Source organism: Bradyrhizobium sp. USDA 10063 (genome assembly GCF_054063735.1).
This window is the reverse complement of the sequence record NZ_JBSSGP010000002.1, coordinates 8,599,304-8,624,134: the sequence shown is the minus strand read 5'-3', so window position 1 is coordinate 8,624,134 and position 24,831 is coordinate 8,599,304. Positions and strand designations below refer to the sequence as shown.

General features: G+C 61.5%; 19 protein-coding genes and 4 pseudogenes. 13 read left to right on the top strand and 10 right to left on the bottom strand.

Going from position 1 to position 24,831, the window contains the following annotated elements; all coding sequences use genetic code 11:
• Window positions 1-76 precede the first annotated feature (76 nt).
• Window positions 77-865: an enoyl-CoA hydratase/isomerase family protein gene (locus ACVJGD_RS42345; RefSeq protein ID WP_456639622.1), complete on the bottom strand. Its 789-nt coding sequence runs from the start codon at window positions 863-865 to the stop codon at window positions 77-79.
• 235 nt (window positions 866-1,100) lie between these two features.
• On the opposite strand from ACVJGD_RS42345, the gene ACVJGD_RS42340 reads away from it, so the two are divergent.
• Complete coding sequence (locus tag ACVJGD_RS42340) at window positions 1,101-2,300, top strand: ABC transporter substrate-binding protein (RefSeq protein WP_456639621.1); 1,200 nt, start codon at window positions 1,101-1,103, stop codon at window positions 2,298-2,300.
• A 30-nt stretch (window positions 2,301-2,330) separates the two neighbouring features.
• Here ACVJGD_RS42340 and ACVJGD_RS42335 read toward each other — a convergent pair whose 3' ends face one another.
• The 5 genes from ACVJGD_RS42335 to ACVJGD_RS42315 form a co-directional block, all read right to left on the bottom strand.
• Window positions 2,331-2,810: a MarR family winged helix-turn-helix transcriptional regulator gene (locus ACVJGD_RS42335; protein ID WP_456639620.1), complete on the bottom strand. Its 480-nt coding sequence runs from the start codon at window positions 2,808-2,810 to the stop codon at window positions 2,331-2,333.
• Between the two features lie 351 nt (window positions 2,811-3,161).
• A complete protein-coding gene (locus ACVJGD_RS42330) occupies window positions 3,162-3,932 on the bottom strand; it encodes an enoyl-CoA hydratase-related protein (protein WP_456639619.1) in 771 nt (256 codons plus the stop codon).
• 10 nt (window positions 3,933-3,942) lie between these two features.
• Window positions 3,943-4,710: a glucose 1-dehydrogenase gene (locus ACVJGD_RS42325; protein ID WP_456639618.1), complete on the bottom strand. Its 768-nt coding sequence runs from the start codon at window positions 4,708-4,710 to the stop codon at window positions 3,943-3,945.
• Between the two features lie 27 nt (window positions 4,711-4,737).
• A complete protein-coding gene (locus ACVJGD_RS42320) occupies window positions 4,738-6,369 on the bottom strand; it encodes an AMP-binding protein (RefSeq protein ID WP_456639617.1) in 1,632 nt (543 codons plus the stop codon).
• A gap of 51 nt (window positions 6,370-6,420) precedes the next feature.
• On the bottom strand, window positions 6,421-8,412 hold the full coding sequence (locus ACVJGD_RS42315) for an FAD-dependent oxidoreductase (RefSeq protein WP_456639616.1): 1,992 nt from the start codon (window positions 8,410-8,412) through the stop codon (window positions 6,421-6,423).
• 249 nt (window positions 8,413-8,661) lie between these two features.
• Here ACVJGD_RS42315 and ACVJGD_RS42310 point away from each other — a divergent pair, with 249 nt between their 5' ends.
• From ACVJGD_RS42310 to ACVJGD_RS42295, 4 genes and pseudogenes are all read left to right on the top strand, one after another.
• Window positions 8,662-9,465: a pyrroline-5-carboxylate reductase gene (locus tag ACVJGD_RS42310; RefSeq protein ID WP_456639615.1), complete on the top strand. Its 804-nt coding sequence runs from the start codon at window positions 8,662-8,664 to the stop codon at window positions 9,463-9,465.
• Window positions 9,462-10,480: pseudogene (locus ACVJGD_RS42305) on the top strand (zinc-dependent alcohol dehydrogenase family protein). Before ACVJGD_RS42310 ends, ACVJGD_RS42305 begins: the two are co-directional and overlap by 4 nt.
• Window positions 10,481-10,528: 48 nt before the next feature.
• On the top strand, window positions 10,529-11,509 hold the full coding sequence (locus ACVJGD_RS42300; protein WP_456639614.1) for a zinc-binding alcohol dehydrogenase family protein: 981 nt from the start codon (window positions 10,529-10,531) through the stop codon (window positions 11,507-11,509).
• Between the two features lie 65 nt (window positions 11,510-11,574).
• On the top strand, window positions 11,575-12,807 hold the full coding sequence (locus ACVJGD_RS42295) for a helix-turn-helix domain-containing protein (RefSeq protein ID WP_456640561.1): 1,233 nt from the start codon (window positions 11,575-11,577) through the stop codon (window positions 12,805-12,807).
• Between the two features lie 816 nt (window positions 12,808-13,623).
• Here ACVJGD_RS42295 and ACVJGD_RS42290 read toward each other — a convergent pair.
• Both ACVJGD_RS42290 and ACVJGD_RS42285 read right to left on the bottom strand, forming a co-directional pair.
• Window positions 13,624-13,758, bottom strand: coding sequence for a hypothetical protein (locus tag ACVJGD_RS42290; protein ID WP_456640614.1), 135 nt, complete (start codon window positions 13,756-13,758; stop codon window positions 13,624-13,626).
• Window positions 13,759-13,862: 104 nt separating this feature from the next.
• The gene (locus ACVJGD_RS42285) at window positions 13,863-14,438 is read right to left on the bottom strand and encodes a hypothetical protein (protein WP_456639613.1); all 576 of its coding nucleotides are present in this window, start codon (window positions 14,436-14,438) and stop codon (window positions 13,863-13,865) included.
• A gap of 332 nt (window positions 14,439-14,770) precedes the next feature.
• Here ACVJGD_RS42285 and ACVJGD_RS42280 point away from each other — a divergent pair, with 332 nt between their 5' ends.
• From ACVJGD_RS42280 to ACVJGD_RS42250, 7 genes and pseudogenes are all read left to right on the top strand, one after another.
• Window positions 14,771-15,352 (top strand): hypothetical protein, encoded by a 582-nt coding sequence (locus ACVJGD_RS42280; protein WP_456639612.1) that lies wholly within the window; start codon window positions 14,771-14,773, stop codon window positions 15,350-15,352.
• A 45-nt stretch (window positions 15,353-15,397) separates the two neighbouring features.
• The gene (locus tag ACVJGD_RS42275; RefSeq protein ID WP_456639611.1) at window positions 15,398-15,658 is read left to right on the top strand and encodes a helix-turn-helix domain-containing protein; all 261 of its coding nucleotides are present in this window, start codon (window positions 15,398-15,400) and stop codon (window positions 15,656-15,658) included.
• A gap of 355 nt (window positions 15,659-16,013) precedes the next feature.
• Window positions 16,014-16,328 carry a co-chaperone GroES gene (gene groES / locus ACVJGD_RS42270; protein ID WP_456639610.1) on the top strand — a complete coding sequence of 105 codons (315 nt, stop codon included), beginning with the start codon at window positions 16,014-16,016 and terminating at the stop codon, window positions 16,326-16,328.
• Window positions 16,329-16,418: 90 nt separating this feature from the next.
• Window positions 16,419-18,059, top strand: a complete 1,641-nt coding sequence (groL, locus tag ACVJGD_RS42265) for a chaperonin GroEL (RefSeq protein ID WP_456639609.1) — start codon at window positions 16,419-16,421, stop codon at window positions 18,057-18,059.
• A gap of 155 nt (window positions 18,060-18,214) precedes the next feature.
• A pseudogene (locus ACVJGD_RS42260) lies at window positions 18,215-18,780 on the top strand (IS630 family transposase); the annotation flags it as partial.
• A 78-nt stretch (window positions 18,781-18,858) separates the two neighbouring features.
• Window positions 18,859-19,982: pseudogene (locus ACVJGD_RS42255) on the top strand (IS110 family RNA-guided transposase).
• Window positions 19,983-20,251: 269 nt separating this feature from the next.
• Window positions 20,252-20,776 carry an IS630 family transposase gene (locus ACVJGD_RS42250; protein WP_456639608.1) on the top strand — a complete coding sequence of 175 codons (525 nt, stop codon included), beginning with the start codon at window positions 20,252-20,254 and terminating at the stop codon, window positions 20,774-20,776.
• On the opposite strand, the pseudogene ACVJGD_RS42245 reads toward ACVJGD_RS42250, so the two are convergent.
• Window positions 20,766-20,939: pseudogene (locus ACVJGD_RS42245) on the bottom strand (hypothetical protein); the annotation flags it as partial. The gene ACVJGD_RS42250 and the pseudogene ACVJGD_RS42245 overlap by 11 nt on opposite strands.
• A gap of 18 nt (window positions 20,940-20,957) precedes the next feature.
• Window positions 20,958-21,434 (bottom strand): manganese-binding transcriptional regulator MntR, encoded by a 477-nt coding sequence (mntR, locus tag ACVJGD_RS42240; RefSeq protein ID WP_456639607.1) that lies wholly within the window; start codon window positions 21,432-21,434, stop codon window positions 20,958-20,960.
• 645 nt (window positions 21,435-22,079) lie between these two features.
• Between mntR and ACVJGD_RS42235 the strand changes: the two genes are divergently transcribed.
• Window positions 22,080-24,830, top strand: coding sequence for a TonB-dependent receptor domain-containing protein (locus ACVJGD_RS42235; protein WP_456639606.1), 2,751 nt, complete (start codon window positions 22,080-22,082; stop codon window positions 24,828-24,830).
• Window position 24,831: the final 1 nt, after the last annotated feature.

The following is a 24,831-nucleotide window of genomic DNA, read 5'->3' as shown; positions in this document are numbered from 1 at the left end:
CTCACGACAGATCCTTTGGCAGATGGGACTTGGAGGCATCACAGTGGGTATCGAGGCCTCCGCTCGCGGAGGCTCCTTACATTCCCTTGAAAGTGACTGGTTTCTTATCGAGAAACCCGGAGACCGCCGCCACGAAATCGCTCGTCTTATTGCATTCGATGAAGGAATGCCGCTCCGCATCCAACTGGTCATGAAGCGTGCGCTCGAGCGACGTTCTCATGAGATGCTTGATTCTGCCGTAGGCGAAGGTGGGACCGGCCGCCAGGTGGTTCGCCAACGCCTCGGTTTCCGCAGCCAGAACATCCTCCGCCACGACGCGGTTCACTAGACCGAGCCGAAGCGCGTCCTCGGCCTTGATATTCTCCGACAGCATCGCGATCTCGAGTGCTTTCCTAACTCCGACCACGCGAGGCAGCGACCAGGACGCCGAGCCGTCGGGACTCGCACCGAGCTTGGCGTAGGCCAGATTGACGACGCTGTTATCGGCTGCGATTGCGAGGTCGGCGGCGAGCATGATGCTGACGCCGGCGCCGGCAATCGCGCCATGAACGCTTGCCACCACCGGGCTACGCAGATTGGTCAGGATTTCGATAGCCTCGTGAAGCTTGGCGATCAATCCTTCGATACGCGGTGAGCGCTCGGCGAGTTCGCCGCTGAACTCAGCCACGTCGCCACCGGCCATGAAGGCACGCCCAGCGCCGGATATCACGACCACCCGGTTCGCTGGATCGGCCGCGATCTGCCGGCAGATATTCAGAAGCGCTTCGGCCGAGGGTGTATCCAGGGCGTTCAGCACCTCTCCTCTGTTAAATCGGATGCGAGCGACCGCGCCCACCCGCTCTAGAATTACCGGTTCGCTCGACATGACACCTCCCTCAAAGTTTCCTCGATATATCAATATGTTGTTTTAGCTAAGTTGCTGCAAGCCTACAGAGGCCCCTCCGGTCCACCACCATGACGATCGAAACGTCAGCAATTGGCTGGCGGGGTGCGTCAGGCCTCGGTTCACTCAGAGCGCCAGCACGATGCAGTTGAACGCTCGCTTCGTCTAATATAACAATATATTGTTATAAATGGCAAGCTGGCCAAGGAGGAGATAAATGAGGGCACTTTCAGTCGCCGTTTTGGGCGCAACGCTGGCTATTGGTTCCGCCTACGCGCAAACGTCATTAAAGATAGGGGTTTTAACGGACTTGAGCGGACCGTATGCCGACCTGTCGGGTGAAGGATCCGCCATTGGCACGCGCCTCGCCGTGGAAGAGTTCAAAGCGCAGAACAAGGATTTAACTGTCGAGGTGATCTCGGCCGATCATCAGAACAAGCCGGATATCGCCTCGGCGATTGCGCGGAAATGGTTCGACCAGGAAGGCGTAGATGCGGTCGTCGACATCGCGAACTCGGGCGTAGCTCTTGCGGTCAGTCAGATTGCTCGAGAAAAGGACAAGGTGTTTCTAGGGACCGGCCCGGCGACTTCAGATCTGACCGGAAAGGCATGCTCACCGAACACTGTCCACTGGACATACGATACCTACGCCGTCAGCCACGGCACCGGCGGGGCCCTCGTGAAGGCTGGCGGCGAAAGCTGGTTCTTTCTCACGGCCGACTACGCCTTCGGCCACGCTTTGGAACGGGACACCAGCGCCGTCGTATTGGCACGTGGCGGTAAAGTTGCGGGAAGCGTTAAGCATCCTCTGAACACAAGCGACTTCTCTTCGTTTCTGCTTCAGGCACAATCGGCCAAGACGAAGGTCATCGGGTTGGCTAACGCAGGCTCGGACATGATCAACTTGGTCAAGCAGGCCAGCGAGTTTGGTATCACGGCCAATGGCACGAAGCTCGCGGCCTTGTTGGCCTTCATTACCGACGTTCATAGCCTCGGCTTGAATACCGCGAAGGGCCTTGTGCTGACGGAAGCCTACTATTGGGACTTGAACGACGACACGCGCAATTTTGCAAAGCGCTTTGCAGAGAAGGCGCCGGGCCGCGTTCCATCCCAGATCCACGCCGGAGCGTACTCGGCTACGTTGCACTATCTGAAGGCGGTCGCGGCGCTGGGATCCAAGTCTGCAAAGCCTGTCGTCGAGCAGATGAAGAAGATGCCGACCAAAGACGTAGCGTTCGGTGAAGGGAGTGTGCGAGAGGACGGCCGGAAGCTTCACGACATGTATCTGTTCGAGGTGAAGAAACCCGACGAATCGAAGGGCCCGTGGGACTACTACAAGCTCCTGGCCCGGATTCCGGCCGACGAAGCGTTCCGCCCCCTATCCGAAAGCGCTTGCCCTCTCGTGAAGAAACCATAAGCCTGACGGTGTTTCTGACGGCTCCTGTCGTCAGAGACGCCGCTTGGGCTTCTTTCTCTCACGCCGCGGCTGCTCCAGACGGACCGACATCAACTGCTTTTGGAGCTCGTTCAGATAATGGGCGAGAGCGACGCGATCGTCGAATTTGAAGCCGGCGACCGCCTGGTCGTAAAACTGAAAGATTCGTTCGCGCAGCTCGGCCCAGAACGCGAAGCCCTCACGCGTCAATTTCACGACCCGCGCACGCTTGTCCTCCGGATCGGTCACCCTCTCGACAAGCCCATCGCGCTCAAGGCGTTTCAGGACGCCGTCGAGATTCTGGCGGCTAACGACAAGAAAGTCAGCGAGCGTGCCTACGGCGATCCCGTAGGTCGGTCTGGGGTCTGATAGCGCCCCCAGCACCGCCCACTGGACGGTAGTGACGCCGAGCTCCTTGACGGCCTGCTTTTGCAGCGTGTTCGCGACCTGAAATAGCCGGAAGAAGATCCGGTTGTTGAGATGGTCAGCCACCCGGTCCGGCTTTCCGGACACGGCTCCTGACCGGTCGGCGGAATCCTCGTCTTTTTCGGTAGCGGCTTTTCGCGGTTGCCTGAGGGGAGCCATCTGATCGATCGATCCGGGAAGCCAAGAAGTTACAATCTCCTACGAAAGAGCATGAGATCGCCCCCGAGGCAACAATATCGGGCTAATCCCCCGCCTTTGCGACCGTCTTTCCAGTATCAAAAAGCATCTATTCGGTGAGATTTCCGCTCCCCTCGCCGAAAACCCAAATCATCTGCCCGCCAGAATGGAAAAAAACGGCTCCGTCAAAGGTCGTTCGACAGGAGCCAGTTGAGGGAGTTTTGCTGCGGGTCGACCGACCTATCGGAATTTCGGCGGGCGTTTTTCCAGGAACGCCTTGACGCCCTCGCGCGATTCCTCGGTCTGGTAGAAAAGACTAAGAGCCTGCATGCCCATTGCCGAGATTCCCCGAATCGACTCCGAATCCTGGTTGAAGGACTTTTTGGCGATCGCGATGGCCGTCGGGCTCAAGGCCGCGATCTCGGCGCACCAGCGGTCGATTTCAGCGTCCAGGTCCGACGGCTCGACTACCGCGTTGATGAGGCCCATTTCCAGCGCCTGCTGCGCCGAATAGCGCCGGCAAAGCATCCATATCTCACGGGCTTTTTTCTCGCCTACGACGCGGCCAAGCAGGGCCGTACCAAAGCCAGGGTCGACCGATCCGACCTTCGGACCTACCTGCCCGAATACGGCAGTCGATGAAGCGATGGCGAGATCGCAGCACGTGACGAGCACGTTGCCTCCCCCGATCGCAAACCCGTTGACGCGAGCGATGACCGGCTTCGGAACGTCGCGAATGGTTGTCTGCAATTCCTCCACCGGAAGGCCGATCGTACCTCGTCCGTCGTAGGCCCCGTCGTGAGCGGACTGATCTCCGCCGGTGCAGAACGCCTTCCCGCCGGCGCCGGTGAGGACGATCGCTGCGATCGACTTGTCCCAGCCCGCCTTGTTGAAGGCGTGGATCAGTTCCTCGCAGGTCGATCCGCGAAAAGCATTGTATTTATCGGGCCGGTTGATGGTGATCCAGGCAGCGGGCCCGCGTACGTCGTAAATGATGTCCTTGAATTGCATGTTGGTCTCCTCAACCGTTCATCGTGAGTCCACCGGATACGCTGATCACCTGCCCCGTCATGAAGTTCGCGTCGTCGCTCGACAGGAAGGCGATCAAGCCTGGAATGTCTTCCGGCTGGCCGAGGCGCTTCAGGGGAATAGCCCGCTTCAGACCATCGTAGATCTTCTGTCCGTAATCGCCGTCCCCGACGAAGGAACGCAGCAAGGCAGTGTCGGTAGGACCCGGGCACACGACATTGACCCTCACATTGTCCCGTGCGCATTCCCTGGCGATCGTTTTTGAAAACGCGATTAGCCCGCCCTTACATGCGGAATAAACGGATTCACCCGATGACCCAACCCGGCCGGCGTCGGAAGCGACGTTGACAACCTTTCCGCCGCCGCCTGCGATCAGGTGCGGCAGCGCGGCCTTGTGCAGATTGAGCGGTCCCTTGAGGTTGATCGCAATGATCTTGTCCCAGAGATCTGGCTCGGTCTTCAGGAACGGCGCGGCGACGTCCCAGCCAGCGTTGTTGACGAGGATGTCGAGCTTGCCGAATTTCGCGGCCCCACGCTCGACGGCGTCCTTGACCTTCGCGTAGTCGGTGATGTCGACCGCGACACAGAACAGTCGCGTCTCGTCCGCGCCAAGATCGGCGACCAATCGCTTCAGGGCATCCGCATTGACGTCCACCGCGACGATGTTGACGCCCTCTTCGACGAAGCGTCGGCAGATCTCCCGGCCAATACCGCCGGCGGCGCCGGTCACGATCGCAACGCGGTCTTTAAGGCCTCTCATGTGGGAACTCCGGTTCTGTTGATTATTTCATGCATCTTGAGCACGGTCGCGAAGCTTGAATTTCTGGACTTTCCCCGTCGGGGTTCGCTCGATCGGCCCGAAAACAAACTTCCTTGGAAGCTTGAACTTCGCCAACCGCACTCGGCAGAATTCCATCATCTCGTCGGCCGTGACCTTGCCGTCGTACCCCTCCTTGAGCTCAACGAACACGCAGGGTGTCTCACCCCAATGCTCGTCCTTCATGGCGACGGCGGCCGCGTAGGAGACGGCAGGATGCTGGAACACGGCTTCCTCGATCTCGATCGACGATATGTTCTCGCCGCCCGAGATGATGATGTCCTTCGAACGATCCTTGATCTCGATGTAGCCGTCCGGATGGGTCACGGCCAGATCGCCGGTCCTGTACCAACCTCCGGCGAACGCCTCGTCCGTCGCACCCGGATTCTTGAGATACCCCTTCATGCCATTGTTGCCGCGGAAGAGGATCTCGCCGATCGTCGCGCCGTCGCGGGGAAGCGGCTCCAGGGAATTCGGATCAGCGACGATCATGTCGTCGGTGACGACCGTGCGGACCCCTTGACGCGCCATCTGCTTCGACCGCTGTTCGGGCGACATCGAATTCCATTCGCGATGCCAGTCGCAAAGAGCGGCCACGCCGTGAACTTCGGTCATGCCGTAGACGTGGCGAACGACGAAGCCCAATTCCTCCGTCGCTTTGAGAATGGGCGCCGGCGGCGCGGCTCCCGCGGTCATGACGGCCACGGGACGGCTCAGCTTTATGCCTGTCTTGGCGGCGCCTTCGATCAGCATGCCGAGCACGGTCGGGGCGCCACACATGTGCGTCACGTCGAACCTGTCGATGGCGTCGAATATTTCAGCAGGTAATACCTTCCGAAGGCAGATGTGGGTGCCTCCGATCGCGGCCATCGCCCACGAGAAGCACCATCCGTTGACGTGAAACATTGGCAGTGTCCAAAGGTACTTGGAATCGCTGTTGAGCTGATGATGGATGATCTGGCTCAGAGTGTTCAGGTAGCAGCCGCGGTGGTGGTAGAGCGCACCCTTTGGATTGCCCGTCGTGCCCGAGGTGTAATTCAGGGTAATGGCATCGAATTCGTCAGCCGGCCACTCGATGGCATCGTCGCCATTCCCGCGGGCGAGAAGCTGTTCGTAGTCGCAATCTCCAATCAGTTCACCGCTGTCTGCATAGACGTCGTCGATATCGACGACGAGCGGACGAGACTTCATCTTCGATAGCGCCTCTTTGGCCACACCGCTCCATTGGCGATCGACAAGAAACGCTTTAGTCTCGGAATGCTCAAGGATGAACGCGATCGCCGCTGCGTCTAGGCGGGTGTTCAGCGTGTTGAGTACCGCGCCCGCCATCGGCACGCCAAAATGGGCCTCGAGCATGGAAGGCGTGTTCGGCGACAGGACAGCCACCACATCGCCTCTCTCGACACCGCTGCGCTTGAGCGCCGAAGAAAGCAAGCGGCAGCGCTTTTCGTGATCGCGCCAAGTGTACTGGATTTCTCCGTGAATGACCGCCACCCGGTCGGGAAAGACATCAGCTGCGCGCCGAAGGAACTGTATCGGCGTCATCGGACGAAAGTTCGCCGCCCGCCTTTGCAGAAACTCCGCACTCAGATCCATCGCCATTGGGGCTTCCTCGTTTTCTCTGTACGGCGATCGCTGCCGCCGCAAGTGTTTTCAGATCCGGTTGCCCAAGATCGCACCTTCGTAGATGGCGCGCTTGGCATCGAGCTCGCCCGCGAGCCGGGCGCCCCCGATCACGTGCACTGACTGCCCCTTTGCCGCGATATCGTCGGCTATCCGTCGATCAGACTCCTGACCGGCGCAGACGACGATCGTGTCGAACGGCAAAACCTCGTTCCGATCAGGTAGGGCGATATGGAAGCCCTCGCCGTCGATCTTCAGGTACTTGGCGTCGGCGATTTGGCGGACCCTCAGATCCTTCAGCTCCTGCCGCAGGATCCAGCCGGTGCTCTTCCCGAGCGCTCGTCCGAACGCGCCCGGCGAACGCTTGACCATCGTGATATGTCGCTTCGCTGGATGATGCTTGGGTTTTCCGTTGATGCCCCACCGCTCGAAGAACTCTTCACGCGTCTGCCGACGGCCGTTCGTCTCCATGGCGAGGAAGAGTGCGACGTCGTGGCCGATGCCGCCTCCCCCTATGACCACTACGCGTTGGCCGGCCTTGACCGTGCCGTTCAGAATCTCCGTATACCCGACGACCCGGGGATCATCGCCGCCGGGGATGTCGATCAACCGCGGAGTGACGCCGCTCGACACGATAACCTCATCGAAGTTCTCGCGCTTGAGGGCCTCCGGATCGACCGCCATACCGGTCCTAATCTCGACGTTGGCCTCGGCCAGTTGCGCTTCGTAGCTCTTTAGCGAGAGCCCGTAGTCCTCCTTGCCCGGGATGACGGCGGCGAGTGCGAACTGGCCGCCGATGCGGGGCGCAGCCTCGAACAGCGTCACGTGGTGGCCACGCCGTCCGGCTTCGAGCGCGGCGGCCATTCCGGCAACGCCGGCGCCGACGACCGCGACGCGCTTCGCCGATGCCGCCGGCGTATCGGAGAATTCGTTTTCGCGCGCAGCCCGCGGATTGACCAGGCAGGTGATGACCTGGTCGGTGAAGTAGTGGTCGAGACAGGCCTGATTGCAGGCAATGCAGACGTTGACGAGATCCGGACGTCCGCGACCGACCTTGTTGACGAACTCGGCGTCGGCCAGAAGCGGCCGCGCCATCGAGACCAGATCGGCGGAGCCTTCGGCGATAATCTGTGCGGCATCTTCCGGCAGGTTAATGCGGTTGCTCGCGGTGACAGGGATTTTCACAACCTCCTTCAGCCGACGGGTCGACTCGATAAAGGCGGCATGGGGAACGGGCCCCGCGATCGTCGGCACCGCAGCTTCGTGCCAGCCAATGCCGGTCGACAGGCAATCTGCGCCGGCCTTTTCGACTTCCTTGGCGAGCCAGATCGTCTCGTCCAGCGTCAATCCGCCCTCAACGAGATCGAGGGCCGATATCCGATAGGAGAGAATCGCGTCGCCTACAGCAGCGCGAACCGCCTTGACGACGGAGATCGGGAAGCGGCCACGATTTTCAAGTGAGCCGCCCCACCGATCGGTCCGGTGATTGGTCCGGGTCGCGAGGAATTCGCTGATCAGATAGCCTTCCGACCCCATGATCTCGACGCCATCGTAACCGGCCTCGATCGCAAGGCGTGCGGTGGTCGCGTAGTCCCTGATCGTCTCTTCGATCTGCTCGGAGGTCAGCTCGGCCGGCACGTCGCGATTGATCGGCGATTTGATCGGCGACGGCGCGACAACCGCGGGATGATAACCGTAGCGGCCGGCATGCAGGATTTGCAGCAAAATCCGTCCGCCGGCAGCTCGGACGGGACCGGCAATCTTCTTGTGATCCGCGACTTGGTCCGACCGCTCGAACGTGCCGGGCTCGTTCTTCATGCGCCCCGCGAAGTTCGGGGCGAAGCCGCCTGTGATGATCAGGCCGGCGCCGCCCTTCGCCCGTTCGGCGTAGAAGCGCCCCAGTTCGTCGAAGCGCTCCGGATGGTGCTCGAGGCCGGTATGCATCGACCCCATGACGATCCGGCTCTTCAGGGTCGCTGAGCCCACTCTGATCGGGTCGAGAAGAACTGATCGAGCGTCCATGGGGTGATCCTCCGAGCTGCGCGTCTTAGCGGCGCTGCAGGATAAATAACGCCACCGAACAATATGTCAATATATTTATATATTGTATCGGCCTGGCGCTTGAGTGAGATGACACAAGGGGCGCCGAAACACTACGTCTTCCCGCGAAATTACGGTTTTTGCAGCGATAGTGGCGTTTCCCTACATGAAACAATATGTTGGTACGATGAGCCGCAGATCGTCGTCCCCTTCCCTGGAGCCAGAAGTGACATGAAGGTCGGTTTCATCGGTACCGGAACGATCACGGAAGCCATCGTCACCGGCATCGCTCAATCGAAACTTGATGTAGCGGCCCTCGTCGTCTCTCCAAGGAATTCGACGGTGGCAGCCAAGCTCGCGGCTAAGTTCCCCTTGGTCGAAGTCGCGCGCGACAACCAAGCAGTGATCGATCATACCGATATCGTCTTCCTCGCGATCAGACCCCAAATCTTACGCGACGTTCTGCGAGAATTACGCTTCCGGGATGGACAGCGTGTTATCGGCCTCGTCGCCGCAACCCATCGGGAACAGCTTTTGCGGTGGACCGGCGGACGCACGCACATTTCGCAAGCGATTCCACTGCCTTTCGTCGCGGATAAGATGAGCCCAACCGTGGTCTATCCGCCGGATCTGGAGACGATGAAGATCTTCGATGCGATCGGAGGGGCGATCGGCGTTGAAAGCTTACGCGAGTACGAGGCCGCAAGCGCCGGCAGCGCCCTCATGGCTGTCGCCGCTGGTGTTCAGGAGACCTGTGTCAGGTGGCTATCGGAAAACGGCATGGCGGCCGCGGCGGCACGGGCATACGTGTCCGGTCTGAACTTCGGGATCGCCAGCTCGGCGCTGACCTCCCCCGAGATTCCACTAGACGACCTCCGGAGTCACTATAGCACAGTCGGCGGCATCAACGAACAGTGCTATGCCGCTTTCCGCGATCACGGCGGCGTCGCGGCCCTGGAGGCGGCGATGAACGCGGTTCTCGAAAGAGTGAGAGCGACGCCGTTTGAAAATTCGCTCGAAGGAGAAGCGCCATGAAGTGCTACGAACTGCAGGGACCGGACGGATCGGAAGGTCTCAGGCTAGTTGACAGACCCATCCCACAACCCGCCGCGGACCAGGTGCTGGTCCGCATGAGGGCAGCCACGCTGAACTATCGCGACCTGCTGACCGTCAAAGGCGGCTACGGCTCGCGCCAGAAATTTCCGCTGGTCCCGGTTTCGGACGGGGCCGGCACGGTCGAGTCCGTGGGCGCCGGCGTTCGACAGTTCGCCGTTGGCGATCGGGTCATCGGGAGCTTCTTCGAGAACTGGCTTGGCGGCGAACCGAGCGAAGCGAAGATGCACGCCGCGCTTGGCGGCTCGGTGGATGGCGTGCTCGCCGAGTATCGCGTCTTTCCGGCGCACGCGCTGGTCAAGACGCCGCTACACCTCGCCGATGAGGAGGCGGCGGCGCTGCCCTGCGCCGGCCTTACCGCGTGGAGTGCGGTGATCAAGCTCGGCGGCGTCAAGCCCGGTCAGACCGTTCTGACGCAAGGAACCGGCGGCGTTTCACTCTTCGCGCTCCAGTTCGCAAAGATGTGTGGAGCGCGCGTCATCGCAACCTCCTCAAGCGACGGCAAGATCGAACGGCTCAAGAGCCTAGGCGCCGACGTCGCGATCAATTACAAGACCACGCCCGACTGGGAAAGAAGGCACGCGAGCTGACGGACCATGGCGTAGATATCGTCGTCGAAGTAGGAGGCGTCGGTACTCTGAACGAGTCGATCCGCGCCACCAGGATCGGCGGTACGATCGCCTTCATTGGCGTTCTCGCCGGCCCCCCGCCACCCAACTCGCGGCTCCCGTTGATGGTGATGCAGCAGCAGCGCCTGCAAGGCGTCACGGTCGGCTCTGTCGAGGATCTTCAGGCGATGTGCGACGCGATCTCGCTCAATGGAATGAAGCCGGTGATCGACCGGACGTTCCCGTTCGACCAGACGAAGGAGGCATTCGCTCACATGGCGAGCGGTTCTCACTTTGGAAAAATGGCGATCGGCATACAAGCCACCTAGCTATGAGCGACTTTCGGGAGTTGCGATGACAAGAATGGGTGGTCAGCTATGACGCAAATGAAAGCAGCGGTGATACGTGCAGCTGGCGGACCCGAAGTCTTGCGGATTGAAAGTCGGCCCATGCCCGTACCAACTGGTGAACAGGTCCTGATCCGCGTCAAAGCCTTTGGTCTCAACCGATCGGAGCTGTTCACACGACGCGGATTGTCGCCGAGCGTCTCGTTTCCGAGAGTGCTCGGTATTGAAGCCGTTGGGCTGGTTGAGAGTGCACCAGGTGGTCAATTCCGGCGCGACCAGGTCGTGGCAACGGCAATGGGCGGCATGGGACGCCAGTTCGACGGCAGCTATGCGGAATACGTCTGCGTACCGGCTGCGCAGGTCCAATCTCTGGAGACGACGCTTTCCTGGGAGACGTTGGGTGCACTACCGGAAATGTTGCAAACTGCGTGGGGTTCACTCTTCACCGCTCTGCGGCTCGACCGGGGCGAAAGTCTCCTGATCCGCGGCGGAACGACATCAGTTGGGTTGGCCGCCGCGGCCATCGCCAAAAGCCACGGCGCGGAAGTGATCTCTACCACACGAAGTGCAGACCGTTTTCGGCTACTTCGTTCCGCGGGCGCCGATCACGTCTTGGTCGACGATGGCAGCATCGCCGAAACCGTCAAGGTAACCCTGGACGGGGGCGCACAAAAAGTTCTTGAATTGGTTGGAACGACCACTTTGGCCGATTCTCTTCGATGCGCACGTCGGCAAGGAAGCGTGTGCATGACCGGGATGGTTGGAGATAAGTGGTGGTTCGATAAGTTCAGCCCAATGGATGTCATCCCGACCGCCGTCAACCTCACGACATATTCCGGCGGGGCCGATGATTTCATGAAAACGCCGCTCCAATCCCTGGTAAGGCAGGTTGAAGCGGGCACGCTCCGCGTCCACATAGGACGCGTCTTCCATCTCGACCAGATCGCGGAAGCCCATCGCTGCATGGAAGACAACTCTGCAGGAGGCAAGATCGTCGTGCTTACCTCATGACGGCGCCAATCATATGATTCCATCGGAGTCTATGGAATGTTCGCGCTGCGAACACGCCCGGAGGGATCATCCACCGCGACGTCAGGGCGCTTTCCCGAGGACTGGCGCTGATCAACGAACTCGATGCGAGCGGGCCGTCGAATGCCGTCCAACTCGCGAAGCGGACCGGGCTCAACAGGACGACGTGCTATCGCTTGCTCGATACGCTGCGCGATGACGGTTACGTAACCTTCGATGAAACGAACGCCTTGTTCGGCTTGACGCCCCAAGTGCGTACTTTGAGCGAAGGCGTATCTTCGCGCGACCTATCAAGCCAGGCTGCGCTCCCGGCGATGTTTGGTCTGCATGCAATCGAGGTCCTGGCGCCCCGCGCCGAAGGACCGCGGCGGCAGCGCTTGCTGGATGAGGTCAGCGACAGAAGCGCGCCGGTGCGCGCCGCTCTGGCGGAAATTGTCGGCAGGCACCGCTGGACCGATGGGCTCCCGACGCTGCTGACACTGCTCGGCGACACCCGCAACTACGCCCGCCACCCTGAGCACCAACAGAGGGAAGAGCCCGAGTACCACGTGGCGCGGGCGGCTGCCGACGCATTGAGCAAGTTTGAGTCCCTGCCCGCTGAAGCGGTCGAGCACGTCATCACCGTCCTCGACGGCCGCCCCCATGGACCAGTGGACGTGGAGCTCCACGCAAGTCTCCTGGGCCTACTGACGCGGTCTCACGACGATCGGATCTGGGCGACGCTCGAGCGGAGCCTGGAAGACGACCCTGTTGCCGGCGACTCCAGTGAGAACCTCTATCCAATCCGCTACGCGGCGGCATGGAGCATGGTCTACGCAAAGGCCGCAGGGCACGTTGACCCGCAGCTTGCCGCGCCCGCCTTGCTGGCATTGGGCACCAAGCTAGCGGCCGACGCCGATGGGCTCACCTTGGATACCCTCCGCGGCGAGCACGCTACGCCGGCGAGGGTCGCCCTCGCCTTTGCAATAATCGACGATCCGGCCCAAGCCCGTTCGCTCGCTGAGAAACACGATCTGCTTCCGGCGGACCATTCGTTGTTCGACTTAGCCGACGACATTTCGACCGGCTCGGCTTCCCTCAACCGCTGGCCCCTTTCGACCAAAGGGCGAGCGTGGCTGGAGCGGCTGGACGGCGGCGACGACGTTGAGGACGTCCTCCTATGGGTGATGTCTAAGCGCACCGGCTTGGATCTCGCGCCGGAAGATTTCGATCCTGAGGCTTTGCGCCGAAGGGAATCAATCCCGCTGACGACGACCGCCGAACTGTTCGGCATGGAGTGACCGGCGTTCCGGGAGCTCATCGCTGGCGCACCGTCACGACGAACGTTCGACGAAGACCTCGGACGCTTCCCACGCTTGCGCGATCGACCGTTGCCCTCCGAAGGCAGATGTCAAACCAGTTGGTGGAAAAGAGGGTTTGGAAGAGGCCGGAAAGACAAGGACTTGTGAGATCGGCGCTGGGCGATCCAATCGAAGAAAATTTCACGTAAGCACTGCGTAATCAGTGAGATGGGTAATTTCGGAAACGATCGGATAGACAGGCGTAACTGTGCAGAGGGCCGAGCGGCGATCGCTCTCGCAAGACGAATGTTCCCGGCGTGAGCCGAATCCATTGACCTGCGCGGGTCGCTCGGAGTAGGCGACAATAAGAGATGCGCCCGTAACTCAGCTGGATAGAGCGCTCCCCTCCGAAGGTGGAGGTCGGACGTTTGAATCGTGGCGGGCGCGCCACTTCGGTACAAAACTGGGCAATCCAAAACCTGCCGTTTGTGCGTTTGATGCGGCGACGAGCGTGCGTAGGAGCACGCTTCTGGGCCCCATGATACGACCTTCTTTCGCATCGACCTCGATGCGCTGGGCGAGCGCATGCACGTGGTCGCGGCGGTAGCCACCGCTGTTGGTCCGCATCCGCCTGAGGGCCTGCCTGGCGAATGTTTTGAGCGCCTGGGGCGTGACGCTCGGATTGAGCCGTCCGATCGCTTGCTCGGCCCCGCTCTGCATCAGTGCGGACCAGATCGCGGCTTGCCATTCCGTCGTCCTTGATCCGCACCAAGCCTCTTCCGCTGTCGCAGAGTTCCATCGTTCAACGCGCGGCGATCACAGCGTCAAGAGCTTCGGGTCCAACATATCATCTGAGGTCGTACCCCCATCTTCTACCTTGTCCTTGCGTTTAAAGCGCGTCAGCAGCGCGACAGCCGCCTCATAGAGCGCACGTCGCGCGTCAACGGGCATCGACAATTCCAGCGTACGTACGCTCGCACGGGCTTTGTGGAGCGAGCAGGTGAAAGTGCTCGCTGTGAATTTCGCCTTGTCTGAAGGACCTGCTGTTATTTGATCTAGCTAAACGAGCGAATGATCCAGCTTACTTGGTAGACAAGACCTAACGCCACGAACAAACCGTGGAACCGCTTATCGCTGACGACGATTGCGACGAGGCACAGCGCGATGTAGACCATGTTCCGTATCGGATATTCGAGCCCGAACGAAGCGAAGTAGGCCGGGCTCTTGATCGCCGTGTCGACCAAGTCCGCGGCGTAGAGGACTGCAAGAATGCCAAAAAACCAACCCCGTCTGGAGATGAAGTAGTCTTCGTATCCGGTGTATTCCTCCATCGAGGTCGGAAACAGAACGGCGCAGAGAAAAAAGAACAGGCTGCAGAAGACGAGTAGAAAGAAATAGGTTGGGAAGTCGATGCTGGCGACCTCTCTGAGGCGGAATTCCCACCACCAAAGATGAATGACGAAAAGAAACATAGACAGCACCCATCCTATGTGAATCCAGAAAATCTTAACTTTGATTGGATGTTGAACGAATGTCGCGAGGCCGTTGAGCAGTCGTGCAAGGCTGAGACTGAGCACCATGGCCATGATGAAGCGGATATGGGCGTAGATGTCGGGATGGATGTGCTGCATGGCGATCAATTTCCTCAACGGCCTGTAGCGGACCGCTCAACCGCAGCAACCGGATCAGAGCGCTCTTTTCCGCGATGACGACGTCCCTCGTCATATGAACTATGAGGAAGCAAAGCGGCGTGCTGGATCACAAATCTTTATCGATATTCACGAGCATATTACCTGCAACCGGCAGTTGATTACCGTTACCCTCTAGCGGCTGTGCATATTGGAGACCGCGACGAAGTGAGTCATTTCGCAACGACCTGCGCTGCTCACCGATATGTGAAGGATGGTTGAGCGGGAGGTCGGCCCTGCGCGTTTCATGCGCTCCAGCATTGCAGGGAGGCACGATGGCGGAGGGGAAGTTAGCGGGCGCGCTCAACGAGTTCGGCGGCCACGAAACACACGGTGACGGTCTCGGCTGGACGTGCCTCTATGCGTCCGTTCATACCACGACGTGCTACGACGGTTTCTTCGCCGGACGCCCTGACGCACTCATCGAGCTTCGGCTTGCTGGCTCGGCATCGATCATTCGACGAATCCGCGGACAAAGTATACGGCGGCGGACAGAGCCAGGACTTTTCGTCACTGTACCGCCGACCACGGACTTCAACATCGCGCTCGAAGGACAAATCACGGCCCTGCACGTTTACGTTCGCAAGTCGGTCATCGACGAAGTGACGTCGGATTTCGTTCGTGGCAACCCGAGCGTGGTGGAGATCATCCCCAGGTTTGGAGCCGCCGATCACGTCGTCGAGCGCTTGGCCTTGGCCGCGCGGGCGGCGTTGGACGATCCTCCGCACTCGGCGCGCCTGTACACCGACCATCTGGCAAGGGCGTTGGCCGCGCGCCTCCTCCGCGACCATTCCAATGTGTCGGCGCTCGCGTTCAAGAACTTGAACCCCCGTCGGGGTTGCGTTCAACGGCATTGAATAAGGTAAAGACTTGATCGAAGCCGGTCCGATGGAGATCTGTCATTGACTGAGCTGGCGGCCGGCAGCGGCCTCAGCGCGGGACATTTCGTCAAACAATTCAAGCGGTCCACCGGGCTTTCGCCGTACCAATATATCCTGTGCGCCCGCGTCGGCCGAGCCCAACACTTGCTGGCCCAAGGCGTCACACCGATCGCCGAGAGCGCATCGGCCTGCGGCTTTGCCGATCAGGAGCATTTCACCAAGGTCTTCAAGCGGTTGACCGGCGCGACACCGGCCACCTACCGGAACGACCGCCGCAGCTGACGCCGAGAGCCTTTCACGTTTCCGTGGAAACGTGAAAGGCTCGTTTCTTTTCCCTGTCGCGCTTTCTGACGGAAAACCGGATTCTACTTTTCCTGAAAGCGCTCTCATGAGCAACAGGTCGAGCCACAACGGTGTGACTCGTCACGCTTGCGCTTCTCGCTCCGCAGGTGGCCGCCACCGAACCGCCTAGCGTCCGACAGAATTTGCTTCAGATCGGCGGGACTGGGCGACGTTTTTTTTGCTACCAACCCTTGCTCCCGAAAAACCCTGTCCTATTTCAGCTGCGCTGGCACTCGCGGGCGTCGACTGCTAGCAATTGAAACCGTTGACTCGTGCAAATACTTAGGAGGGCTGCATGAATTTCCGTCCGCTTCACGACCGCGTCGTGGTCAAGCGCATCGAAGCCGAAGAGAAGTCCAAGGGCGGCATCATCATTCCAGACACAGCCAAGGAAAAGCCCTCGCAGGGCGAAATCATCGCGGTCGGCCCGGGCGGCCGTGACGAGGCTGGCAAGTTGATCCCGATCGACGTGAAGGTCGGCGACCGCGTGCTGTTCGGCAAATGGTCGGGTACCGAGGTAAAGATCGACGGCCAGGAGCTGTTGATTATGAAGGAGAGCGACATCATGGGCGTTCTCACCGACGTGTCTTCCAACAAGAAGGCCGCCTAATCCACCGCTCGCGCCACTCACCCCTGAGGAGCGCTTGCCGGGCGGCCTGCCAAGGGTGAAATGAGACCAAGACAATTCAGGGAAACCAATATGTCAGCAAAAGAAGTCAAATTCGGCGTGGACGCGCGCGACCGCATGCTGCGCGGCGTCGACATTCTGAACAACGCGGTGAAGGTCACGCTGGGTCCGAAGGGCCGCAACGTCGTGCTTGACAAGTCGTTCGGCGCGCCCCGTATCACCAAGGATGGCGTCACCGTCGCCAAGGAGATCGAGCTCGACGACAAGTTCGAGAACATGGGCGCCCAGATGGTGCGCGAAGTCGCCTCCAAGTCCGCTGACGCGGCCGGCGACGGCACCACCACCGCAACCGTCCTCGCGGCTGCGATCGTGCGCGAAGGCGCCAAGGCGGTTGCCGCCGGCATGAACCCGATGGATCTGAAGCGCGGCATCGACCTCGCGGTCGAGGCTGTGGTTGCGGACCTGCAGAAGAACTCCAAGAAGGTCACCTCCAACGACGAGATCGCCCAGGTCGGCACCATCTCCGCCAACGGCGACGCCGAGATCGGCAAGTTCCTCTCCGACGCCATGAAGAAGGTCGGCAACGAGGGTGTCATCACCGTCGAGGAAGCCAAGTCGCTGGAGACGGAGCTCGACGTCGTCGAGGGCATGCAGTTCGACCGCGGCTACATCTCGCCCTACTTCGTCACCAACGCCGACAAGATGCGCGTTGAGATAGACGACGCCTACATCCTCATCAACGAGAAGAAGCTCTCCTCGCTGAACGAGCTGCTCCCGCTGCTCGAGGCCGTGGTGCAGACCGGCAAGCCGCTCGTCATCGTCGCTGAAGACGTCGAAGGCGAAGCCCTCGCCACCCTGGTGGTCAACCGTCTGCGCGGCGGCCTCAAGGTCGCGGCCGTCAAGGCGCCGGGCTTCGGCGATCGCCGCAAGGCCATGCTGCAGGACATCGCGATCCTGACCGGCGGCCAGGCGATCTCGGAAGACCTCGGCATCAAGCTCGAGAACGTCACGCTGCAGATGCTCGGTCGCGCCAAGAAGGTGATGATCGACAAGGAGAATACCACGATCGTCAACGGCGCCGGCAAGAAGGCCGACATCGAGGCGCGCGTGGCGCAGATCAAGGCGCAGATCGAGGAGACCACCTCGGACTACGACCGTGAGAAGCTGCAGGAGCGTCTGGCCAAGCTCGCGGGCGGCGTCGCGGTGATCCGCGTCGGCGGCGCGACCGAAGTCGAGGTCAAGGAGCGCAAGGATCGCGTTGATGACGCGATGCACGCGACCCGTGCGGCGGTCGAGGAAGGCATCCTGCCGGGCGGCGGCGTCGCCCTACTCCGTGCCACCGAAGCGCTCAAGGGCCTGCGCACCAAGAACGAGGACCAGAAGACCGGCGTCGAGATCGTGCGCAAGGCGCTGTCGGCGCCGGCCCGCCAGATCGCAATCAACGCCGGTGAAGACGGCTCGGTCGTGGTCGGCAAAGTCCTGGAGAAGGATCAGTATTCTTACGGCTTCGACTCGCAGACCGGCGAGTACGGCAACCTCGTCACCAAGGGCATTATCGACCCGACCAAGGTCGTGCGCACCGCGATCCAGAACGCCTCCTCCGTGGCGGCGCTGCTGATCACCACCGAGGCCATGGTCGCCGAGTTGCCGAAGAAGGCCGCCACTGGCCCCGCGATGCCTCCTGGCGGCGGCATGGGTGGCATGGACTTCTGATCCAGCCGCGTCACGCGAAAACCCCGGCAGCAATGCCGGGGTTTTTCTACTTGGGGCGCTTATACCAACGGCCTTAAGGTTTGACTCATGATGGGGATTCCCAAATCAGGGAATTTCTGAATCGATAGTTGCTCTTTGGGAGAGGAGCGACATTGATGGGGACGGCGGTTGCGATCACCCGGCTCGATTTGACGGCGATCGAACTTCGGAAGGCGGCGCGCAAGGAGAAGGACGGTACAGTGGCCCGACGCATGTTGGCGCTGGCGCTTGTGCTTGAAGGGGTAGATCGCAAGAGGGCCGCGGAAAGTTGCGGAATGGATCGCCAGACTTTGCGGGACTGGGTGCATCGTTACAACGCCGAAGGTCTGGCGGGGCTGCGTTCGATCAAACCATCAGGTCCGCGGTCAAGGCTCACGGCGCCGCAACAGGCCGAACTGGCCGCGCTTGTCGAAGCCGGCCCTGATCCAGCCCGACACGGGGTGGTCCGTTGGCGCCGGGTCGATTTGCGTGACGAGTTGCAGCGACGCTTCGGCGTCAAGTTGCATGAGCGCTCGGTCGGCAAGGTTCTGGCGAAGCTTGGCTACCGTCTTCTTTCTGTACGCCCCCGTCATCCGCAAGCCGATGAGGGAGCCCAGGAGACGTTCAAAAAAACTTTGCCGCGATCGTCACAGCAGCGCTCCCCAGCCACGTCCAGAGCAAGCCGATCGAGATCTGGTTCCAGATGCTATGAGCCAGGACAACGCCCGGCCTGATTGGCAACATTGGCAGCGTCCGCAACCAGATCGAGGAACCTGCCGCCATGCCAGCCGACAACACCGTGTATGTCTCCATCGAACTCAGCGTCTCGTCGTGGCTCGTGGCCGCGCGCCTACCCGGGATCGAGAAGTCGCGGCTACACCGTGTGAAGGGAGGCGACGCGGCCACGCTGCTCAAGACGATGACTGATCTGCGCTTGAAGGCTTCGGCCGGGCCGCCCCGCCGACCTGGCGTGCTGCTTCGAGGCCGGGATGGGTTCTGGCTGCATCGATTGCTCACGGCGCATGGCATCTCTGCCTATATCCTCGAGCCGACAAGCATTTGTGAACAGACGTGCACGGCGGGCCAAAACGGACCGGCTCGACGCAGAAGGCATGCTTCGCGTACTCGCCACCTGGCTGGCGACCGGCAGGTGTGTAGCATGATGCGCGTGCCGACGCCCGAGGAGGAGGACGCCAAGCGCCCGCACCGCGAGCGCGAACAGCTTGTTCACGACAAACAGCGCATCGAGAACAGGATTGAGGCGCTGCTATTTACACAGGGCATCCGGGAAGGCCGTCTTTGCGCTCCTGGGAGCGCGACGTGGCCGCGCTGCGAACCGGGGACGGCCGTGCCCTGCCGCCATTGTTGCGGGCCGAACTTGATCGCCTGCGTCGGCGACTTGTCTTTGTCCTGGAACTGATCCGCGAACTCGAAGACAATCGCGCTCGAACCTTGGAAGAAGCAGAAGTGGCTGACAAGACGGTTGGCAAGATCACCGCCCTGCAACGCATCCGCGGGATTGGGGAAAACCTTGCCGCGGTGCTGGTGCGGGAGGTGTTCTACCGCTCCTTCGACAATCGCCGCCAGCTTGCCAGCTATGTCGGCATCACACCCATGCCCTATCAAAGCGGCGGCATGGATCGCGACCGAAGCATCAGCCGAGCGGGTAATCCGCGAGCACGCACCACGATGATCCAGCTCGCCTGGCTCTGGCTGCGTTATCAGCCCGACAGCGGGCTGGCCAGTTGGTTCCGTGAGCGCCTCGGCACGCTGCAGGGACGCACGCGACGGATTGCGATTGTAGCGATGGCGAGAAAGTTGTTGATCGCGTTGTGGCGCTACGTGGAGACTGGCGTGGTGCCGGATGGCATCGCGCTCAGGACGGACAGCGTGGCCAAGGCATAAGCTGACAAGGATTGCTGCAAGCGGAATGTCGCCGGCGGCAATACGGGGAGCGCGACCGTCTTCCTCCTTGGTGGCCACATGCTGCCGCGTTTCAGGTGGGCCGCGTCTCGTCGGGGCAAAGCCTCGTGCAAGAGGCATTATGGTGTGGGTCGCAAAGCCGGCCCAACCGCATGTAAGGTGACGCAGCACGTGCTGCGATGCAGACAGCCCCGAACCCGGACGTGCCATAAAACACCACGAAAAGATAGGAGGCGCCATCGCAGAAGGCGTTGACAGCCGAACCCTCATGTAAGGAAGAGGCGCGGATCGGCCAGCAGGGCACGCTGACCCGCGTCTGGGCGCGACGCAGCTCGCGGCCACGCGCGCCCCGCGATCGGCGCTACGACTGGGCCTATCTCTTCGGCGCCGCCTGTCCTCAGCGCCGCGTCGCGGCCGGCCTGGTCATGCCAAGCGCCAATGCCGAGACTATGTCGCTGCATCTGGACGCGATCAGCCGCAAGGTCGCCCTCGGCGCACATGCCATCCTCGTCTTCGACGGCGCCGGCTATCACGGCGCCGGTGCGCTCACCGTTCCGGACAACATTACCCTTCTACGCTTGCCGCCCTATGCGCCAGAGCTCAACCCGATCGAAAACGTCTGGGAGTATCTACGCGCAAACAAGCTCGCCATCACCGTGTTCGATGATGACGACGACATCGTCGACAAAACCTGCGACGCTTGGAACTTCTTCGCAAACGATCCATCTCGTATCGCTTCCATCACCGCACGCGCTTGGGCCACGGTCAGTCCTTAAGGCCGTTGGTATTAGAATCCGGCCAGTCGAATCCGGTTATCACGTTGACGGGATGGTTGAGGACGGCAACAGTCGAGTAGACGACGAGCGTTCCGGTTTTGCCCTTGCGGATATGAGCGCCCAGTTCATCGGCTGTTTGAATCGTCCAGATGGCCGCGGTGTAACCGTTGGCGACGGACCGTCAGCTGGCCTTCCTCACCTTCGATCTTTTGAGAAACTCCGAAAAGGCCTTGAGGGTCGCTTCGGATACATGATGCTCGATGCCTTCGGCGTCCGCCTCCGCGGTCTCCCGAGGCACGCCAAGCGCGAGCAGCATTTCCAGGACCAGACGGTGACGCGCGCGCACCCGCTTGGCCAGCGCTTCGCCCTTCTCGGTCAGGAAAATACCGCGGTAGGGACGAGCCACCGCCAGACCTTCCCGCTTCAGCCGCGAGATCGTGTTGATCGCCGTCGGATGAGACACCCCTAACCTTCGCGCAATGTCGGTCGCACGCGCCTCACCTGTTGAATCAATCAGGTCGGCAATCAGCTCGACATAGTCTTCAAGGATCGCGGTCGAGCGCGCCGAACGAGCCTTGCCGAAGCGCTGCGCCTGCGCCTGCTCAGTGGGGAGCGCGTGAACCGATGCCGCGACATCCATGGAAGCCTTCGGGCGCATGTAAAAATCCAGAATCTTTAAGACATCCGACCATGGGCCCTCCATGGCGACATTGCAAGCTCGCGCAGTTGCCTGTCGCCTTCTTGCAACAGCTTCGCAATTGCAACAGGCGCAGCTTGACTTTGTAGCAAGCGCCCTTCATTTGTAGCTTAACCTACATTTTGGTGGTGTACCTACTAAGTGCCGCTTCGCCCGCGGTGCTGCCGCGGGGGATTGAAAATGCACGTTCGCGTAACTCGCTCGGCTGTTCTGAGCACGACGTCGATTGTCATGATGTGTCTGAGCGAATGCGCTCACGCCCAGCAAACTTCACCCGAGGTGACGGCCGCTCCTCCGGCCGGACAAACGACGCCAGGCCAGCAGCCTTCTACGGCGCCCGCCGCTCCCGCGACATCCGCTCCATCCGAGGCGACCGCACCACCCGCTTTGCAATCATCGAGCACGGCGGCCTCGCCTGCGTCATCCGGCTCACCGGACGAAGTGGACATTCCGCTGGTGACGGTCGAGGGCCGGCAGAAGAGGCCGGTCCGCCGTGCCAACCGCGCGGAAGCCGCCGGGCGGCGAGCGACCCAAACCCCGCCAGTGCCCGCGGCGGCCCAACCCGCAACGCCGGCTTCCGGCCCCCCACCCCTCGCGCCTTCGGTCATGACGGGCGATCAAATCCAGTCGAGCCCGACGCAGGGCTTCGGCAATCTGTTCTTCACCACGCCCGGCTCGACGTCAGCAGGTATCTCGACCCAATCCTCGCGTCCCGTCTTGCGCGGACTGTCGGATGCCAAGGTCCGCATCCAGGAAAACGGGGTCGGCGCCGTCGACGTCTCCGACATCGCCCAAGATCACGCCGTCCCGATTGATCCGCTGGCGCTGCAGCGGACCGAAGTGCTCCGCGGACCGGCCGCGCTGCGCTTCGGGTCGCAGGCGGTCGGCGGCGTCGTCGAGGCGACCAACAATCGCATTCCCACGGCGGCCCCGATCGGAGGCCTTTCCGCCGAGTTGCGATCGGCGGTCACCTCGGTCGACAGCGGCTGGGAAAGCGGCCTTCTGCTCGACGCCGGAAGCGGCAATGCCGCCGTGCATGCCGATGTCTACGGCCGCGGTGCCCAGGATTATCGCATTCCCAGCTACCCCTATCTAGTTCCTCCCAATCCCGCGCCGACGTTCAACGGGCGGCAACCGAACTCCGCCACGCAGAGTGCGGGCGCCTCGATCGGCGGCTCTTATCTGTTCGACGGCGGCTATGCCGGCCTGTCGATCTCGCGCTTCACCAGCGACTACTATATCCCTGGCATTGCCACGTCCGAGGCCAAACAGCACAATCAACTCGAGCAGACCAAGATCGCGAGCAAGGGCGAATACCGCCCCGACGCTGCAGCCCTCGCAGCCGTGCGCTATTGGCTTGGGTACTCGGACTACCGGCACGACGAGGTCGTCAACAACAGCACGGTCCTCGGCGACTTCCAGACTATCGGCGCAACGTTCAAGAACCGCCAGACGGAGGGCAAGATCGAGCTCGAGACGCAGCCGCTTGCAACGCCGCTTGGTGCGTTGACGAGTATCGTCGGCGCCCAGGGCGCCTACCAGCGCCTCGATACGGTCGGCCAGGCGATCCTGCGGCCCGCGCAGACCACGACAGCCGCCGCGTACTTCTTCGACGAGCTGAGACTGACCGATGCGCTGCGGGCACAGCTCGCCGGTCGCGTCGAACATGTCGAGGTGTCCGGCACGTCATTCGATTTTCCGTCAAGCTACCTGCCGCCGCCGAACGAGCCCGCCAGCACACCGTCCCGATCGAGCTTCCTGCCGACAAGCATCAGCTTCGCGACCATCAAGGATCTGCCGTCCTACCTTCAGGCGAGCCTGACGCTGCAGCGGATCCAGCGGGCCCCGCGCGCGCTCGAATTGTTTGCCAGCGGGCCCGATGATTCCGAGAAGACCTTCAAGATCGGCAATCCGAAGCTGACGCTCGAGACCGCCAACACCGTGGAAGTCGGCCTGAAGCGCACGGCCGGTGATGTCCGGTTCGATGCCAATCTCTACTACACGCGCTACAGCAACTTCATCTATGGCCAGGCGACGGGCAATTTCTGCGAGGCGGACTTTTCGACCTGCGCGCCCGCCAGCAGCGGCGATTACATCCAGGTCGCCTATTCGCAGGGCGATGCGATCTTCCGTGGCGGCGAGTTGACCTGGCAGTGGGACATCTCGCCGCTCGCGGGCGGCATCTTCGGCGTGGAGGGACAGTTTGACGTCGTGCGCGCAACCTTCACCGATGGCAGCAACGTGCCGCGTATTCCGCCGATGCGCGCCGGCGGCGGCATCTACTGGCGCAACGACAATTGGTTCACGAGGCTGCACTACATGCACGCATTCAGGCAAAACGACTTTGCGGAGTTCGACACGCCGACCGACGGCTACGACCTGCTCAAACTTCAGATCGAGCACCGGCAGCGATGGCGGACGTCGGCGTGGGGGCCGGTCGAAATCGCTACCGGCCTGATCGGCGACAATCTGCTGAACGCCAACATCCGCAACTCCGTGCAATTCCACAAGGACGAGATCCTGCTGCCCGGCAGAACCTTCAAGCTGTTCCTCAACGTGAAGTATGGGGCCGACGCGCCGGTCGGCGCGGTACGCGGGCAGGACGCAATGGCCTTCTTCACCAAGGCGGCGCCCGCGCCGGCGTGGAGCTGGAGCGGCTTCTATGCCGGTGGCCATGTCGGCTACGCCTGGGGCACTGCGAAGTCCTATGCCGGCTTCATCGAAACCGCGACGGAGACGCCGCTGTTCGGCAACACACCGGTCCCAAGACTCGATCATGCGGGCGTCGGTGTCCAGGCCGGCTACGACTGGACTGCGGGCCGCATGGTCGCCGGCATCGAGGGCGATTTCACTTACGCAAACCAGCACGGCCGCTCGGCGAGCACGTGCCCGGGCGCGGTCTGCAATCCGGCACAGGCTCCGCTCGATGCGCCGATGTCGGCCGATCTTTCCTACCGTTTCGACTGGCTCGCAACCGTGCGTGGCCGTATCGGCGTGGCAGTCACCCCGCAGACCCTCGCCTACGTCTCAGCCGGCGTTCCCTTCGGCACCGTCACGGCCTCCGGATCAGTGTCGGGCACGACGGCTACCGCCGCCTTCTTCACGACACCTTACAGCGTGGACACTTTCCGCTTCGGCTGGGCCGTCGGCGCCGGTATCGAAACCAGGTTGACCGGCAACTGGACCGCAACGATCGACTACCAGCACTCCGATCTCGGAGCGTTCCGCGCGACGCCGACTTTGCCCGACGCCGCGGTAATGCTGGTGGATACCGACGCGCGGATAAGCACCGATGCCGTGCGCGTCGGCGTCAACTACCGCTTCGGTGCCGGCGATCGTATCTTCGCGACGAATTGAC

Excerpts from the sequence above, each read along its gene's own strand:
- ACVJGD_RS42345 (WP_456639622.1), bottom strand. The coding sequence starts at position 865 with ATGTCGAGCGAACCGGTAATTCTAGAGCGGGTGGGCGCGGTCGCTCGC.
- ACVJGD_RS42340 (WP_456639621.1), top strand. The coding sequence starts at position 1,101 with ATGAGGGCACTTTCAGTCGCCGTTTTGGGCGCAACGCTGGCTATTGGT.
- ACVJGD_RS42330 (WP_456639619.1), bottom strand. The coding sequence starts at position 3,932 with ATGCAATTCAAGGACATCATTTACGACGTACGCGGGCCCGCTGCCTGG.
- ACVJGD_RS42325 (WP_456639618.1), bottom strand. The coding sequence starts at position 4,710 with ATGAGAGGCCTTAAAGACCGCGTTGCGATCGTGACCGGCGCCGCCGGC.
- ACVJGD_RS42320 (WP_456639617.1), bottom strand. The coding sequence starts at position 6,369 with ATGGCGATGGATCTGAGTGCGGAGTTTCTGCAAAGGCGGGCGGCGAAC.
- ACVJGD_RS42315 (WP_456639616.1), bottom strand. The coding sequence starts at position 8,412 with ATGGACGCTCGATCAGTTCTTCTCGACCCGATCAGAGTGGGCTCAGCG.
- ACVJGD_RS42310 (WP_456639615.1), top strand. The coding sequence starts at position 8,662 with ATGAAGGTCGGTTTCATCGGTACCGGAACGATCACGGAAGCCATCGTC.
- ACVJGD_RS42300 (WP_456639614.1), top strand. The coding sequence starts at position 10,529 with ATGACGCAAATGAAAGCAGCGGTGATACGTGCAGCTGGCGGACCCGAA.
- ACVJGD_RS42290 (WP_456640614.1), bottom strand. The coding sequence starts at position 13,758 with ATGCCCGTTGACGCGCGACGTGCGCTCTATGAGGCGGCTGTCGCGCTG.
- ACVJGD_RS42285 (WP_456639613.1), bottom strand. The coding sequence starts at position 14,438 with ATGCAGCACATCCATCCCGACATCTACGCCCATATCCGCTTCATCATG.
- ACVJGD_RS42280 (WP_456639612.1), top strand. The coding sequence starts at position 14,771 with ATGGCGGAGGGGAAGTTAGCGGGCGCGCTCAACGAGTTCGGCGGCCAC.
- groES (WP_456639610.1), top strand. The coding sequence starts at position 16,014 with ATGAATTTCCGTCCGCTTCACGACCGCGTCGTGGTCAAGCGCATCGAA.
- groL (WP_456639609.1), top strand. The coding sequence starts at position 16,419 with ATGTCAGCAAAAGAAGTCAAATTCGGCGTGGACGCGCGCGACCGCATG.
- mntR (WP_456639607.1), bottom strand. The coding sequence starts at position 21,434 with ATGCGCCCGAAGGCTTCCATGGATGTCGCGGCATCGGTTCACGCGCTC.
- ACVJGD_RS42235 (WP_456639606.1), top strand. The coding sequence starts at position 22,080 with ATGACGGGCGATCAAATCCAGTCGAGCCCGACGCAGGGCTTCGGCAAT.